Origin of the sequence: Chitinimonas sp. JJ19 (assembly GCF_036961565.1) — a bacterium.
Taxonomy (GTDB): Bacteria; Pseudomonadota; Gammaproteobacteria; order Burkholderiales; family Chitinimonadaceae; genus Chitinimonas.
The window spans coordinates 26622-41941 of record NZ_JBAMDD010000019.1 but is presented as its reverse complement, the minus strand read 5'-3'; the positions used below and the strand labels follow the sequence as shown (position 1 = coordinate 41941).

Genomic DNA, 15320 nt, shown 5'->3' with positions numbered 1-15320 from the left:
TCCAATATGGTTAGACTAGGGAAAACCCACATACAACTTGTACGTTTGTCCAGTGGATCAAATGACACAGCCACCTGGCAAGCACGCCATTGGTCAGGCCAGGCGCCGAGATAGGCAGCGGCCCGCAACCCGCAGGGGCTGTCCAGTCCAAGCTAGCTGAGTGGCAAGCTGCAGAAAAATCCAGCACGATTGATTGACGTTTACGTCAATGTGAAGTTACAAAGCTAGCCAGCAATGCAGCACACCCTACAAGGTGCTTCGCGCAAACCCGGTTCCCGCGCCGCCACCTTACCCAGGCAAGGCTGCAACCATCCATAACAAGGAGCGAGACATGACCGAGAATGTAAAACTGCTGATCAACGGCGAATTCACCGAATCCAGCACCAGCCAATGGCAAGAGGTACGTAACCCGGCCACCCAGGAGGTCTTGGCCCGCGTGCCCATGTGCGGCAGTGATGAAGTCGCCCAGGCGGTAGCCGCCGCCAAGGCAGCCTTCCCGGCCTGGCGCGCCACGCCGATTGCCGAGCGGGCCCGCGTGTTCCTGCGTTTGCAGGCCTTGATACGCGAGCACATGGATACGCTGGCCGCCACCCTGACCCGTGAGCAGGGCAAGACCCTGGCCGATGCCAAGGGCGATGTATTCCGCGGACTGGAAGTGGTGGAGCACGCCTGTTCGGTCGGCAGCCTGCAGATGGGTGAGTTCGCCGAGAACGTCGCCGGTGGCGTCGATACCTATGCCATCCGCCAGCCGCTGGGCGTCTGTGCTGGTATCACCCCGTTCAATTTCCCCGCCATGATTCCGCTGTGGATGTTTCCCATGGCCTGCGTGACCGGTAATACCTTTGTACTCAAGCCCAGCGAGCAGGACCCCATGACCCCCATGCTGCTGGCACAACTGGCCCAGCAGGCCGGCTTGCCCAAAGGGGTGCTCAACGTGGTGCATGGCGGCGTCGATGCGGTCAACGCCCTGTGCGATCACCCCGATATCAAGGCCATCTCCTTTGTCGGCTCGGTTGGGGTCGGCACTCATGTCTACCGCCGCGGCAGCGAACACGGCAAGCGGGTACAGGCCATGCTGGGCGCCAAGAACCATGCCGTTTTCCTGCCCGACGCCAACAAGGAGCAAACCCTCAATGCCCTGGTGGGTGCCGCCTTTGGGGCCGCAGGCCAGCGCTGCATGGCCATCTCGGTGGCGGTACTGGTAGGCAAGGCGCGCGACTGGATACCCGAGATCGTGGCGCGCGCGCAAACGCTCAAGGTCAGTGCCGGCCATGAAGCCGGTGCCGACCTCGGCCCCCTGATCAACCGCCAGGCCCTGGCGCGGGTAGAGAAGCTGATAGGCCAAGGCGTGGAGGAAGGCGCCAAGCTGGAGCTGGATGGCCGCAACCCCGTTGTAGCGGGCTACCCCGACGGCAACTTCGTCGGCCCCACCATCTTCTCGGGCGTCAAGGCCGGCATGCAGGTGTACGAGCAGGAGATTTTTGGCCCGGTGCTGTGCATCGTCGAAGTCGACACACTCGACGAGGCTATTGCCTTCGTCAATGCCAACCCCTATGGCAACGGTACGGCCCTGTTTACCCAGAGCGGCGCTGCCGCACGCCGCTTCCAGCACGACATCGATGTCGGCCAAGTGGGTATCAACGTGCCTATCCCGGTGCCAGTTCCCTTCTTCAGCTTTACCGGCTCGCGCGGCTCCAAGCTCGGTGATCTCGGCCCCTATGGCAAGGAAGTCATCCGCTTCTACACCCAGACCAAGACCGTGACCGCCCGCTGGTTCGACGACGAAGCGACCGCCGGCCCTGTCAACACCACCATCTCGCTGCGCTGATCTCCAAGGAAACCCCGATGACCAACGCTTGCCATATCGCCTTTATCGGCCTGGGCCACATGGGTGGCCCCATGGCCGCCAACCTGCTCAAGGCCGGCCACACGCTTACCGTATTCGACCTGATGCCGGCTGCTGTCGAGGCAGCCGTGGCATTGGGGGCCAAGGCTGCCCCCAATGCCCTGCACGCCGTCACCGAAGCCGACGTCGTCATTACCATGCTGCCCGCCAGCCAGCATGTAGAGGCCCTCTACCTGGGTGAAGGCCGGCTGATACACGCCGTCAAGCCAGGCGCCCTGGTGCTGGAATGCTCCACCATCTCGCCCGAGGTGGCACGTGCGGTCCATGCCGCAGCCAAGACCCGTGGCGTGGCCATGCTCGACGCCCCGGTATCAGGTGGCACCGCTGGCGCCACTGCCGGCACGCTCACCTTCATCATCGGTGGCGAGGCCGCCAATCTGGAACGCGCCCGCCCCTTGCTGGAAGCCATGGGCAAGAACCTGTTCCATGCCGGTAGCGCAGGCGCGGGCCAGGTGGCCAAGATCGCCAACAACATGCTGCTGGCCATCCACATGATAGGCACGGCCGAAGCACTCAACCTCGGCGTGGCCAACGGCCTGGACCCCAAGGTACTGAGCGATATCATGCGCGTCAGCTCTGGCGGCAACTGGAGCCTGGAAAAGTACAACCCCTGGCCAGGGGTGATGGAGAATGTACCCGCCAGCCGTGGCTATGAAGGCGGCTTTGGCGTGGACCTGATGCTCAAGGATCTGGGCCTCGCCATGGAGGCTGCCTTGGCCAGCAAATCCAGCACACCGCTGGGCAGCCTGTCGCGCCAGCTCTATGCCCTGCATAGCAGCCAGGGCCATGGCGGGCAGGATTTCTCCAGCATCCAGCAATTGCTCAAGCGCAGCTGAGCACAGGCGCAACCGGGCCAAGTGGAAGGTACCGTCAGCAGACGGTATCCTCCGCCAATAGTGAGTTCGCTCACCACAGAGCGGAAAGTGCCCAACCCACATTACCCGGCGCGCAGGCCATTTCGCCGTATCACCCACGCCCCTGCAAACTGGCAGAATGGCGCGCACACTAACCTGAGGGAAAATATGCTAGTTGAGATAGCTATTGGTGATGCCTACGGCGCCGGGTTCGAGTTTTGCGAGCGGGCGAAAATTACGCAATACAACGATCTCACTGCTTACCAGCAACACTATCTAGGCATGCCTGCCGGTTCTTACACCGACGATACCCAGATGAGCATTGCGATCGCCGAGTTAATGCTGCATCACCTTGACTGGAGCCCTACCCATATTGCAGACGGATTCGTCCGTGCCTTTAAGCGCGACGAGCGTCTAGGTTATGCCAAAGGTCTGCATCAGTTGTTAACTGAAGTAGAGGATGGTGCCGCCCTGCTTGCCACCCTCCGCCCAGACAGCAGCCGTAACGGTGCAGCCATGCGCTCAGTCCCTCTGGGCTTGGTAAAAGATCAACAAGCGATGGAACAGCAATGCAGAATGCAGGCCCAACTAACCCATAACACGCCAGGGGGTGTGGTCTCAGCCTTGGCAGTCGCTTATGCCGGTCACTATTTGGCCTATCAACTTGGGCCGGTCGACCAATTAACCACATTTGTTTCGGAAAAGACCGCGCATGCTTGGCGCAACGACTGGGACGCCGAGGTTGAATGCGATGGCATCCAGACCGTCCACGCCGTAATGACTGTCATGTCCCAGCATCGTTCCTATGCAAACATCCTGCGACATAGCGTTGCGCTGGGCGGTGATGTAGACAGTGTCGCAGCCATTGCGCTGGGCCTGGCATCCTTGAGCGCGGCATACCAACGTGATCTACCGGCGCATCTGTACACCGGCCTGGAGCAAGGTAACTATGGCATGGCGTACTTGCGAGAGTTGGACGCGAGGCTCAGTGCGCAGTTTGGGCTACCCCTACTGGCTGGCAACAGCTAAAAAAAGCGCCCACCAGGGGCGCCTCAGTCAGGGAGATCAATCATGCGAGGAAAACACCGGAGCGGTTTGCGCTGCCGCTCCGGCTGCGGCAAGGCTTAGAACTGGTACTGCACGCCGGCCGAGTAGGCATTGATACGCTGTTCACCGCCGGCCTTCAGGCGATCGTAATCGGCGCGTACTGCCCAGTTCTTGTCCAGCTTGTAGCTGGCACCCACCCCATAGGTCAGGCCATCCTTGGCAGCATTGCCCAGCGTATCGCCGGTGCGGGCATAACCGAGCTTACCGTTGACCTCTATCTGCTCATTCACCGGCAGGATGCCGACGGCGCGGACATTGGCAGTCTGATCCGCCATGCCGGTGCGCTCCTTCAGGCCGGTGTAGCCGCCCTCGACAGCAAAGTTGTCACTGAGCCGGTAACCGACGCCAGCGCCTATACCGTTGGCGACCTGTTTGTTGGCGTGGGTTTCACGGGCATGGGTGGCTTGGCCGAATACGTACACGCCATTGGCGTCGGCCATGGCCGGCACAGCACTCAGGCCGGCGATCAAGGCGCTCAGGGCGATGGTCTGTTTGGTCATGGTCTTCATGGTCCTACTCCTTCAGAGTTTGCAAAGTAAGCCGGCTTCCGGCCGGCGGTGGCCTTGTCGTTCTTGCCACGGTTTGCATTCTCCCGTTTGACCAAACAGCGATAAATAAGCCAAACTTCAATTCATAGTTTAATAAACATGAACAATTAAAAGGAACTTTTGCCATGGATCGCTTTCGCGCCATGCAGACCTTTGTCCGCGTTGCCGAGACTGGCAGCTTTGTGCGCGCTGCTGAGGCCATGGGGCTATCCAAGGCTTCCATCTCCCTGATCATTTCGGAACTGGAAACCGAGCTGGGCGCCCGCTTGATGCAGCGCACCACCCGCAAGCTCTCGCTCACCGAGGCTGGCCAGGCCTACTTGGCACGTTGCCAGGACATACTGGAAGCGGTAAACGAAGCCGATGCCATGCTGACCGCCAGGCAGACCGAAGCACGTGGGGTATTGCGTGCCTATGCACCACTCAGCTTCGCCCAGCACCATATCGTGCCGGTGCTGCCGGCCTATCGGGCGGCTTTTCCGGAGGTACGCATCGACCTGGTACTCGGCGCACGGCCGGTAGACATGGTGGAAGAAGGATTCGACCTTGCCCTGCTGTTCGAGCAGCAGGGCCTGGCCAGCAGCCTGGTGGCCAGGCGTCTGGCCTACTCCGACCTGATACTGTGCGCAGCGCCAGGCTATCTGGCCCAGTACCCACCGCTCGACACACCAGCAGACCTTGAAGGACAGCAACTGCTGGCCAGCGGCAACTGGCTGGATAGCCGGCTTTACCGTGGCACTGAAGAAACCGTGAACGTGCGCTGGCCCACCCCCGCCCTATCGTGCAACACCCAGGATGTGCTGCGTGCCAGCGCGGTGGCCGGCATGGGTATCGCCATCCTGCCCTCCTATGTAGCCAGCGAATCGCTACGCCTGGGCGAGCTGGTGCGGGTGCTGCCGGCGTGGCGTGCCGGTCGGCTGGACCTTTGCCTGGTCTTCCCCAGCCGCCGATTCCTCTCTGCCAAGGTCAGAGGGGCCGCCGACTTCATCCTGGCCCGCTTTGCCGAGTTTGCCGGCTCAGCCGGACAAGACCCATGGCTGGCCGCCGCGCAGCCTGCTTGAGGGCGGCAGCTACCAGCTAGGCGCAATCGCCAGGCCGATAACCGGCTCCTTACTGGCGATCTCGCCTATCAGCCGCGCTGCGCCGGTATCGAGGTCCACCAGATACAGATTGGGCGCCCTGCTGCCAACAGGGCGGAACGCCGCAAAGGCAGCGTTATCCTTCCAGCTGATATCAAAGCCCACGCCCCCTTCGGGCTGCACACCGAGCTTGCCCACGGTGTAAAGCTTGCCGCTATTGGGGCCTACCGGTGGTTGCACTCCCTCCCACGTACCTTGGGTTACCAGCGTGCCTGCCGCTGCGTCTATAGCGAAGTTGGTGGTTCCGGTTTTACTGACCTTGCTGTACGTGTAGGCCGCGCCAGCGATCAACGGCTTCTGCCCCATCGCTGGGTCGCCGTCGACATAGGCCAGCCGTGCATCCTGCTGCACACCCTCGGCAGTTGCGTCACCATCCAGCTGCGCGCCGGTATCGGGATGTAGACGCAAATTCACACCATCGTGGTTGACCACGCGCACCCTATCCACCACCGGATTGAAGTCCACCCCCCACTCCCCTGCTGCAGGCAGGGCGACACCCGTCGCCGCCACAGCTGTCGCCTGACCATTGCTTGGCTCAATGACATAGAGCCGGCCACTGCTGGTCAAGCCGTAGAGCTTTTCATTGGTGGAACGGAAATCGATGCCTACCAGCCGTTCACCTGCAGTCAGGCCACTGATCGATAGTGTCTGCTCTATCTTGCCCGGTACACCCGCATTCAAACGCAGCAACTTGCCACCGGCAGTCAGCACCCAGGCAGTTTCCGGTCTGGCTTGCTGGGACGGGACGGTCGCGCAGGCCGCAAGCAGGCTACAGGCAAACAGCGGAACAAGACGGTTCATCGCCTATCCTTTGTATCGTTCAATGCCAGGTCAGCAGTAGCCTTACGTTAGACAATCGCACTGTACTTCGCCAGTTAGCAGATAGGCCCGCCGACGATGCGCAATCCGCACCCGGAGTAGGAGCGCCCTTGTGCGCACCCGCAAAGACCGATAGTGCCGCCTGGCCAACTGCAGCAAAGTCCGGCTGCCATTGCCTCGGCAGCGCCCAGCTTAGTGGGTCTACCAGGCGTCTCGGACTTCCAGCGCGTCGTCCGCTTACCGATCCCCCCTTGCGCAGAGCACGATCGTTCTCCACAATATGCAGAGAACGAACGTACTCCGCACAGCCGGATCAAGGAGGAAGCATGGCAAGCAGCGAACAGATCGTGCAGCAGTACTGGCAAGCCGCGCACAGGCGCGATTGGGCCGGGTTTGCGGCACTGCTCGATGAAAACGTGGTCTATGAGGTTCCGCAGACCCGCGAGCGCATCCGGGGGCGTAATCACTACCTGGATTTCAACATCACCTTCCCCGGTGATTGGCAGCTCAGGGTAGACCGCGTGATCGGCAATGCGCAGCAGGCGGTTTCGCGCATCACCTTCTTTGTCGATGGCACCAGTTGCGAGGGCATCAGCTTCTTTACCCTGCAGCACGGTCGCATCACCCACATCCTCGACTACTGGCCCGAACCCTATGATCCACCTTACCGCCATACCGCGCACATCGAGCGTTACTAGCCTTATCTCCCGCAAACAGGATCAGACCATGCTGCACCATATCTCCTTCGGCGTCCGCGAACTGGAACGCTCGGCCATCTTTTACGATGGCACGCTGGCCACTCTGGGCTATATCCGGGTTTGGTCGGACGACGATGCCATAGGCTATGGCCTGCCAGGTGGCGGTGATCTGCTTTGCATCAAGCAAAGGTCCGCTACCCACCCGCCGGGCGCGGGTTTTCACCTTGCCCTGACAGCCTCATCGCACGAGGCCATACAGGCATTTCACACCGCAGCGCTGCAACTGGGTGGGCAAGACAACGGCGAGCCAGGGCTACGTCCCGATTATGGTGACCACTACTATGCTGCCTTTGTGCTGGACCCGGATGGCTACGCACTGGAGGCCGTATTGAATGCCCCCTGCTCCTGCTGACCCGGCTCAGGCCCGCAGATAGCGCAACATGCGGCCGCGATAGGCCTCGCCAGAGGCCTGAGCACCGTCCATCGAGATGTCACTGCAGTCGTAGCCCCGCTCTGCCATCAGTCGGTTGAAATGGCCATGGTTGCCGCGCTTGGGGTCCACGATCAGGACTTCCACTCCGTCATTGGAATGACGGTCGATAAAGGCCGATAGCCAGGCAGGCTGGTCACGCTCATACAGCACATCGCTACCGATGATGAGATCGAACTGGCCCAGGCTGGCATCGCTGCCGTGCCAATCCCCGGTGCGATAGACCATGGGCGGCAGCGCATTCAGGCGCAGGTTTTCCAGCAGAAAGGTCTCGGTCAGCGGGTGCACATCGCTGGCGATCACATCCGCGCCACGCCGATGCGATACCAGGCTGGCCAGCGCCAAACCACAGCCCAGCTCCAGTATGCGGCGGCCATCTACCTGCCGCAGGGCCATTGTGGCAGCCAGCATGCGCGCCGATGGCCAGACCATACCGAACAAAGGCCAGCTTGCCGGCGATATGCCAGCCCGCTCTGCCTCGCCCAATGGGTCGGCAAATTGCTGACGATCCAGCAGCGAGCGTATCTCCAGGTCGGACGTGCCATTGATGGAGACGGATTCGAACTTGACCTGGTAGCCCAGGTGGGCGGTAGGCATGATACTTCCTTGAAGGCGGTACGTGAGTGTTCTGGACGAACAGGCACGACGCCAACCGGAACTCGCTGCGCTGGACTCACGGCACACAGTATGGCCAAGAGCGAGCGCAGGGCCTGTTCCGGCAAGGGCTATGCGGGCTGAACAGGGCAAGGCCCTATGGTACTTGCTTTGCCTTACCCTGTCCCGACGGCGTACTGCGATCAAACTGCGCCAAGGGCCGGCCGGCGGCGGAATCCGCTATCAGCTGCAGCAAACGCCTCTGCCGGGTCGGCTCCTGCTTGGCACTGATTACCCACCAACTGGCGCTACGCTGGTACCAGGGCGCCTGAAGCTGGAAGTAAGCCCAGGCCGCCGGATTGGCCTGCAGTTGCTGCAGGTAGCCATCGGTCAAGCTGGCATGCTCACGCTCATAGGAATACACCACCGATTTTTCAGCCTGCCTGGCCTCAAATGCCGCCAGGCCCGCCGCCTGCATGCGCCCCTCCGCCTGCAATTCCGCCACGCGACCGATATTGATGGCGCTCCAGATACTGCTGCGTTTGCGTGGCGTAAAACGTATGGCGTAGCTGACCTCATCCACACGCTTGCGTATCCCATCTATCCAGCCTACGCACAACGCCTCATCCACCGATTCCGGCCAACTGATGCTGGGTAGGCCAGATTCCTTCTTGTAGAACCCCACCCATTGCACAGTCGCCGTGGCATGGTGTTGCCTCAACCAGTCGCGAAAATCAGCCGGGGTTGCGAAGTAGCGCAGGTCTTCGATTTCCATGAACAAGGACCCAGTCAAAGGGAGGCCGGTAGGGTATCGGCCTTCAGCAAGCCCGAATAAGCCAGCACGACACCGAACAAAGGCACGGAGATCGCCACCGAGAACTGATAGCGCCCATCAACAATACGTTTGCGCGCGCGCGTCCGGGGCAGGCACCAGCGCGGCAAGGACAGGCGCCCCAAACGGACAGCGCGGGTCTGCCAGTGCCATCCCCCCTCGATGACCTCTACCCCCAGTTGCAGCCCGATGGCACCACTTTGTTCAATCCAGTAGCCGCTGGGCCAGTGCCCCCTGGGCACAAACAGCGAGCGGAACCAGTGCTTGCCGTCAAAACAGCGATCCCAGTGCAAACCATCTCCACCTGGCCGGATATGCACGGCCAGCGTATGCGGTGCTAGGTCAGTCGGTACCCCCAGCTTGGCCGCCAGGCGTCGCCCCACCAGACCCGCCAGTCCTTTACCGAAAACGATATCGACTGGCCCGCTGAGCAGGCCGCCCTGCAGGTGCAATGCCTGCAGCAAAGGATGCAAGCGGGCGAACTGCGGGCCCAGCCAGTCGTGCACCAGGTTGTGATCGCTGTTGACGGATAGGGGAGCGGGCATGGCAAGGTCAGTGGGCGTGAGCAGGCTGCATCATACGCCACCGTCGCAGGGGGTGGCATCAGGCGAGCCGGATGCCGGCGTCGCCTTGCCTGTTCACGTTGCTCTGCCACCAGTACCGCAGGACGGTCGATACCCTCAATACTCCCAGAACACCCGCTGCAGATTCTGGCTGTCACTGAACTGGCTCAAGGCCACCGCCGCCAGTATGCGGGCCTTCTGCGGATTCAGATCGTGCGCCACCACCCAGTCGTGCTTGTCGTCGGGCTGCTCCGCGTTGCGCAACACAAAGCCGGCCGGCACCCTGGCAGAGCGGATGATCTGCACGCCCTTGCCCCGCAGGTTTTGCAGGGTAGGTACTATCCTATCGGCCACCGAGCCATTGCCCGTACCCGCATGGATGATGGCGCGTGCACCCGCTGCCGCAGCGGCCTCGTACAGGCTGGCAGGCACATTGCCATAGCCGTAGACAATTTCTACCGGCGCCAGCTGGTCCAGCTTGTCGATATCGAACTCGCTATTCATGGTGTGGCGTTTCACCGGTGCGCGGAACCAGTAGTTCCGACCTTCCACCACCATGCCCAGCGAGCCCCACTGGCTGGCAAAGGCATTGGTCTTGATATTGATGCCCTTGCCCACATCGCGGCCGCTGTCGATCTGGTCGTTCATGGTCACCAGCACGCCCTTGCCCCTGGCATCACGGCTCGCCGCCACGACCACGGCGTTGTAAAGATTCAGCGCACCATCGGCCGACATGGCCGTACCAGGCCGCATCGAACCAACCACGACGATGGGCTTGTCGGTATGGACCGTGAGATTGAGGAAATAGGCCGTCTCCTCCAGCGTGTCAGTACCGTGGGTGACAACGATGCCGTCCACATCCTGCTGCTTGGCCAAGGCCGAAATGCGCTTGCCCAGCTGCAGCAAATGGCTGTTGGTAAAGCTCTCTGAGGCGATCTGGAACACCTGCTCGCCGCGTACCTGCGCCACACTGGCCAGCTCCGGCACGCTCAGCATCAGCTTGTCCACCGGCACCTTGGCCGCCTGGTAGCTGGCACTGTTGGCTGTGCTGGCACCCGCACCGGCTATGGTGCCACCGGTCGCCAGTATCACCACCTTGGCCTTGTCAGCTGCCCAGGCAGCCGCATTGAACGCGGAGGCCGCCACACCCACCAGCAGCCATCTTTTCCACAGGGTCAGTTCCATCGCTTGTCTCCATCTTGTTGTAAGGATGAAGACAAGCTAACGCCTCAGCACCGGCTGGCAGAATTGGGGGATATCACATTGGGACCGCCCCCATTGGGGTTAGCACCTAGCGCCGACCATAGCCCCAGTCCACCTAGCTCTCGCTGGCTAGCGTCAGAACCCGCCGTTAATGCTCAGGTAAACCTTGCCATGCTTGTTGTCGCCATAGCTCACGGCAAAATAGGCCGGCCCCAGGCGGGTATCGCTACCCACGAACATGGTTCCCGAATACAGCGGCTTGTTGCTGTCCAAGGTGGCATCCAATGGTTGCCATATACGGGCCGCCTCCAGCGAGAAGCCCCAGAACCCGGCAGTGCCCAGCAAGGGCATCAAACGGGTCACATCCTGCGACAGGCGGAACTGGCCGCGGAAGATACGCTCGGCGCGCAACTCATCAATGCCATAGCTGGACAGCCTGAACAGCCCGCCGGCGCGTGGCAGTGCGTTGATTTCCGCCTCGCGGCTGTAGTCGTACTGGGTGTCCAGATAGGCGGACCAGTTACCCCAGCGCTGGGCATGCTTAAGCGTCCACTGCGCCTTGTGATAGTTGGCTTCGCCGCCCAGCTTGGTCAGGTTGCTGTACAGATGCAGGCCGGCAAAACTGCCCTCTCGCGGATAGCGGGCGCTGTCCAGCTGGTCATAGACCAGGCTGTAATGCACCCCACCTTCGTTGCCTCTGCCCTCGCCCAGCGCAGGGTCGCCGGTCGCGCGCGACAGTCGCTTGCGGCTGTATTCCAGCCCTAGCCGCATTTCGCCCCAGCGTCCCCACAAACTGCCCAGGTCCAGCTTGATGCCGCGTTCGGCCAGCCGATACTCGGCCAGACGCTCGCCCTCAAAGTAAATCGGGAAGCTGTCGTTGCTGAAGCGGCCTTGCAGCTCGGTGAAGAAAGTGCCGTCACGGTTCAGTGGCTGGTAGAACTGGGTCGTCAACCCGCGTGATTGCCCCAGGAACAAGCGTGTCTTCCACTCCGCGCCGCCAGCGTTGATCCAGCTACGGCGATACTGGGCACTGAGCTGGAAGGCGGCGTCATCATCGAAATCCGTGCGCAGGCCCAGGCCCAGATCCAGGTAGCCTGGTCCCCAGGGCTTTTCCTTGGGTAGCAGTTGCACGGTTTCGCCATCGCCGTCCCGCACCATGCGGTAGTCTATCTGCTCGAAATCACCGCTGGCGTAGACCTTGCCCAGCTTGTCATGGAAAGCCGGGACATCCAGCGGCTCGCCGGTTTTGACCTCCAGCGCATCCTTGAGCACATTGGGGTTCACAAAGCGGGTGCTGTCCACCACCACCGCACGTACCGGCCCTGGCTGGTAAACACGCCCCGCCAACTGCTGGCGCCACTGCTGCCAGCCCGCCTCATCCACCCTGAAGGCCAGCAAGCTCGGCAGCGCCAGCCTGGCCGCCTCCTCGCCAGCGGCCACCGCATCCAGCGCGTCGGCAAAGGCGGTGGGCGAGAGGCTGCCCAACTGCGGCGTGATCAGGATATCGCGCGTTCCCAGCTGCTTCAGTTGCTCATCCACGTTGCGCTGCATCAACGCCCGCACGGTCTGATCCGAAATGGCCAGTACATCGGTGGTCTGCTTGCGCGTCAGCAACGGTGAGCTGACATCCACCGCGATGACCACATCCCCGCAGAGGCCACGGGCCACGTCTACCGGCAGGTTGCGGGCTATGCCGCCATCCACCAATACCCGGGTATCACGCTCCACCGGCGGAAACACCCCCGGCACCGCCATGCTGGCACGCATGGCAGCCGCCAGGTCGCCCCGCGACAGCACCACCATATCGCCAGTCTCCAGATCCGCCGCCACCGCCCGGTAAGGCACCGGCAGGCCGTCAAAACTGGGTAGTGTCGCGTTGTTCACCAGCTGGCGTATCAGCAAATCCACCTTCTGGGTATTGATGGCGCCCTTGGGAAACAACAGTTGGCCAGTATCCGACACCCCCAGGCCCAGGTTCATCATATTGAACCAGTCGTCCTGCTTATCGCGATAGCTGCGCTGCTGCCGCTGGGGTCGGTCATCCAGCACATCATCCCAGTCTATCTGGCGCACGGTGGCATCCACATCCGCCGCCGAGCGCCCGCTGGCGTAGATGCCGCCGACCAGGGCACCCATGCTGGTCCCTACCACGCAGTCCACCGGCACCCTGGCTTCCTCCAGCACCTTGAGCACACCCACATGGGCCAGCCCACGGGCGCCACCACCACCCAGCACCAGTGCGACACGCGGTCGCTCTGCCGCCTGGGCCAGGCCTACTGCCAACAGGGTCGATATCAAGGCATTGCGGGCTAGTCTGCGCATGGTCGTGGTTGGGTATCAGGTTCAGCGGATTGCAAGGAGGTGAGCATCTCGGCCTTGAGCCAATCAATAAACGTCTGCAGCACCGGGCGATGCGGTGCCGGCGCGGCAGTCACCAGCCAGTATGACCACTGGAACGGCAAAGTCGCCTCGAACAGGCGCACCAGCTTACCGCTGGCCAGGTCATCCTGCACCAGCGAGCGGCGCGCCAGGGCAATGCCCTGCCCCTCGGTCGCCGCCTGTACCAGCAGGCCAGAATCGCTGAACACCAGGCCTTGGGTAGGCTCGGGCAGATCCAAGCCGACCAGGTCGAACCACGGCTTCCAGGGCTCGCCATCCCCCCGCAGCAAGGGCCGGCCAGCCAGTTCAGCCGGTGTGCGCGGCAGGCCGCCCGGCAGGTGGGGGCTGGCGACCACCATGAAGAATTCATCAAGAAAACGCTCGGCATGCACACCGCGCCAGTTACCCGGCCCCAGGCGTATGCCCAGGTCTATGCCGCCTGTCGTCAGTGACTCCAGTGCCTTGGAGGACTGAACCCATAGCTCCACCTCAGGGTAGGCCTCGATAAACCGGCCCAGCCGTGGCGTCAGCCAACGGGCGGTAAACGAGGGCAAGGCCGACACGGTCAGCCTTGGCCGCTCCCGCTCGCGCCTTATCGATTCCAGCTCGCCCCCCACCTCGACCAGCAGGCGGTTCAGCGTAACGGCCAGGCGCGTGCCTTCGGTAGTCAGCGCCAGACCCCGCCCCTGGCGGACAAACAGCGGAAAACCCAGTTGCGCCTCCAGCGACTTGATCTGGTGGCTCACGGCACCGGGCGTCACAAACAGCTCCTCGGCAGCACGCGCCACGCTGCCGGTACGCGCAGCCGCCTCGAAGGCCCGTAGCGCAGGCAGCGAGGGTAAGCGTCCTGGCGTCTTAAACAGTGAATCCAATTCAACTATCCAATGAGAAATCGTCGATTGTGCCTGCGCCCTGCCGCGACCAGAATTCACCTCAAGCAAGGCCAATCTCGGCCCGCAACGCAAGCAAGGAAAGGAGCACGGCAATGTTGTACGAGTTTATAGAATACGAACATCGCTTGGCACAAAAACAAGTACTGACACTGCAGAGTGTCGAAGGTGCCGTGATCGTCTGCGAGCAAGGGGGCCTGTGGCTGACCGAGGAAAACGGTGGTGACATCGTGCTGCAACCCGGCCAAAGCTATCGCCTGCGCGGCGGTGGGCAACTGGTGATCGAGGCCTTGCATACCGCTCGGCTGCAAATCCTGCCAGCCGTACACCAGCACGCCAGAACGGTAGTACAACTAGCTTATGGCGTGGTCAACGACTTGCTCCATGTCATTCGTCGCCCGCTGGCGCAAGTAGTCGGCCACGGTGTACATCGGTCGCAAACCGATGGTCACGCGACACCCGCAAGTGCAGGATGCAAGTGCGCCTGAGGTTCAAGGTGCCGCATGCAGACCCGAAAGGAGCGTCATCATGGATCATCACTATGAAGAGCAGCATTTCGATGAAGCGCACCACGTAGACGACGTACTGGAACCCGTCATCCTGTTCATAATCGGCACCCTGCTGGTGGGCGCCCTGCTGGTGGAAATGTTTGTAGGCGCGCGCAACGAGGCCACGGCCAGCGCCCCCGACACCCGCCCCGCCATCAGCAAACAGACCTGACAGGTAGTGCCCGAGCTACCCGCTGGCGGTATACCACTGCCAGCGGACTTCCTACTGCCCTGTAAGCGCCTGCTCAAGGCACAGGGATATCCGGATACCGACACCCATGGACCAGATCAACTACTACGCCGCCCAACTGGCGTATGAGATGGACGCGGCCGAGCTACGCGGCCTGCTACCCACCGATCAGCATCTTGCGCTGATCGATGCCCGCCATCCCCAGGCCTACACCCTGGCCCATCTGCCTGGCGCCATCAGCCTGCCGGCGCGCCAGCTCACCGCCTTGAGCACCGGCCACCTCGATAGGGAGCGCCTCTATATCTGCTACGGCGACGGTGCCGGCTGCCAGGCTGCCCAGCGCGCTGCACTCAAGCTGGTCCAGCTCGGTTATACGGTGAAAACCCTGGCCGGCGGCATGGACTGGTGGCAACGCCAGGGCTACCCCCTGGAAGGCCTGATCGCCGAGCCCCGCCTGGCCATGGCACACTGAATCCTCATTTTGACGCCTACCAGGGGGCTTCTGGAAACCTCGACTTCGAAGCAAGACCAGACGCGAGTAAAAGCGCACAGCGCAGCAT

Annotated in this window: 17 protein-coding genes; 9 read left to right on the top strand and 8 right to left on the bottom strand. The window is 62.0% G+C overall.

Annotated elements, in window-relative coordinates; translation table 11 throughout:
- Nucleotides 1-331 precede the first annotated feature (331 nt).
- The 3 genes from V7714_RS18545 to V7714_RS18535 all read left to right on the top strand — a co-directional run bounded on the left by V7714_RS18545 (nucleotide 332) and on the right by V7714_RS18535 (nucleotide 3789).
- Nucleotides 332-1828 carry a CoA-acylating methylmalonate-semialdehyde dehydrogenase gene (locus V7714_RS18545; protein WP_335711051.1) on the top strand — a complete coding sequence of 499 codons (1497 nt, stop codon included), beginning with the start codon at nucleotides 332-334 and terminating at the stop codon, nucleotides 1826-1828.
- Between the two features lie 17 nt (nucleotides 1829-1845).
- A complete protein-coding gene (gene mmsB, locus V7714_RS18540; protein ID WP_335711050.1) occupies nucleotides 1846-2742 on the top strand; it encodes a 3-hydroxyisobutyrate dehydrogenase in 897 nt (298 codons plus the stop codon).
- A 186-nt stretch (nucleotides 2743-2928) separates the two neighbouring features.
- Entirely contained in the window at nucleotides 2929-3789 is an 861-nt protein-coding gene (locus V7714_RS18535; protein ID WP_335711049.1) for an ADP-ribosylglycohydrolase family protein, read from the top strand.
- 95 nt (nucleotides 3790-3884) lie between these two features.
- Here the strand turns inward: V7714_RS18535 and V7714_RS18530 are convergent, their stop codons facing one another.
- Nucleotides 3885-4376 carry a porin family protein gene (locus tag V7714_RS18530; RefSeq protein ID WP_335711048.1) on the bottom strand — a complete coding sequence of 164 codons (492 nt, stop codon included), beginning with the start codon at nucleotides 4374-4376 and terminating at the stop codon, nucleotides 3885-3887.
- A gap of 164 nt (nucleotides 4377-4540) precedes the next feature.
- Here V7714_RS18530 and V7714_RS18525 point away from each other — a divergent pair, with 164 nt between their 5' ends.
- Nucleotides 4541-5476, top strand: a complete 936-nt coding sequence (locus V7714_RS18525; protein ID WP_335711047.1) for a LysR family transcriptional regulator — start codon at nucleotides 4541-4543, stop codon at nucleotides 5474-5476.
- Nucleotides 5477-5485: 9 nt separating this feature from the next.
- Here the strand turns inward: V7714_RS18525 and V7714_RS18520 are convergent, their stop codons facing one another.
- Nucleotides 5486-6355, bottom strand: coding sequence for a DUF4394 domain-containing protein (locus V7714_RS18520; protein WP_335711046.1), 870 nt, complete (start codon nucleotides 6353-6355; stop codon nucleotides 5486-5488).
- Nucleotides 6356-6699: 344 nt separating this feature from the next.
- Here V7714_RS18520 and V7714_RS18515 point away from each other — a divergent pair, with 344 nt between their 5' ends.
- Together V7714_RS18515 and V7714_RS18510 are read left to right on the top strand one after the other, a co-directional pair.
- Complete coding sequence (locus tag V7714_RS18515; RefSeq protein ID WP_335711045.1) at nucleotides 6700-7071, top strand: nuclear transport factor 2 family protein; 372 nt, start codon at nucleotides 6700-6702, stop codon at nucleotides 7069-7071.
- 28 nt (nucleotides 7072-7099) lie between these two features.
- A complete protein-coding gene (locus V7714_RS18510; protein ID WP_335711044.1) occupies nucleotides 7100-7483 on the top strand; it encodes a VOC family protein in 384 nt (127 codons plus the stop codon).
- 6 nt (nucleotides 7484-7489) lie between these two features.
- On the opposite strand, the gene V7714_RS18505 is transcribed toward V7714_RS18510, so the two are convergent.
- The 6 genes from V7714_RS18505 to gcvA form a co-directional block, all read right to left on the bottom strand.
- The gene (locus V7714_RS18505) at nucleotides 7490-8158 is read right to left on the bottom strand and encodes a class I SAM-dependent methyltransferase (RefSeq protein WP_335711043.1); all 669 of its coding nucleotides are present in this window, start codon (nucleotides 8156-8158) and stop codon (nucleotides 7490-7492) included.
- 154 nt (nucleotides 8159-8312) lie between these two features.
- A complete protein-coding gene (locus V7714_RS18500) occupies nucleotides 8313-8930 on the bottom strand; it encodes a YdeI/OmpD-associated family protein (protein WP_335711042.1) in 618 nt (205 codons plus the stop codon).
- A 14-nt stretch (nucleotides 8931-8944) separates the two neighbouring features.
- Nucleotides 8945-9532 carry a DUF4166 domain-containing protein gene (locus tag V7714_RS18495; protein ID WP_335711041.1) on the bottom strand — a complete coding sequence of 196 codons (588 nt, stop codon included), beginning with the start codon at nucleotides 9530-9532 and terminating at the stop codon, nucleotides 8945-8947.
- Between the two features lie 135 nt (nucleotides 9533-9667).
- Entirely contained in the window at nucleotides 9668-10735 is a 1068-nt protein-coding gene (locus tag V7714_RS18490; protein ID WP_335711040.1) for a type II asparaginase, read from the bottom strand.
- Between the two features lie 153 nt (nucleotides 10736-10888).
- The gene (locus V7714_RS18485; RefSeq protein ID WP_335711039.1) at nucleotides 10889-13075 is read right to left on the bottom strand and encodes a patatin-like phospholipase family protein; all 2187 of its coding nucleotides are present in this window, start codon (nucleotides 13073-13075) and stop codon (nucleotides 10889-10891) included.
- Nucleotides 13063-14004, bottom strand: coding sequence for a transcriptional regulator GcvA (gcvA, locus tag V7714_RS18480; protein WP_335711038.1), 942 nt, complete (start codon nucleotides 14002-14004; stop codon nucleotides 13063-13065). Before gcvA ends, V7714_RS18485 begins: the two co-directional genes overlap by 13 nt.
- A gap of 113 nt (nucleotides 14005-14117) precedes the next feature.
- Between gcvA and V7714_RS18475 the strand changes: the two genes are divergently transcribed.
- From V7714_RS18475 to V7714_RS18465, 3 genes are all read left to right on the top strand, one after another.
- A complete protein-coding gene (locus V7714_RS18475; protein WP_284197944.1) occupies nucleotides 14118-14510 on the top strand; it encodes a DUF2917 domain-containing protein in 393 nt (130 codons plus the stop codon).
- A gap of 40 nt (nucleotides 14511-14550) precedes the next feature.
- Nucleotides 14551-14742, top strand: a complete 192-nt coding sequence (locus tag V7714_RS18470) for a hypothetical protein (protein ID WP_335711037.1) — start codon at nucleotides 14551-14553, stop codon at nucleotides 14740-14742.
- 106 nt (nucleotides 14743-14848) lie between these two features.
- Complete coding sequence (locus V7714_RS18465; protein ID WP_335711036.1) at nucleotides 14849-15232, top strand: rhodanese-like domain-containing protein; 384 nt, start codon at nucleotides 14849-14851, stop codon at nucleotides 15230-15232.
- Nucleotides 15233-15320: the final 88 nt, after the last annotated feature.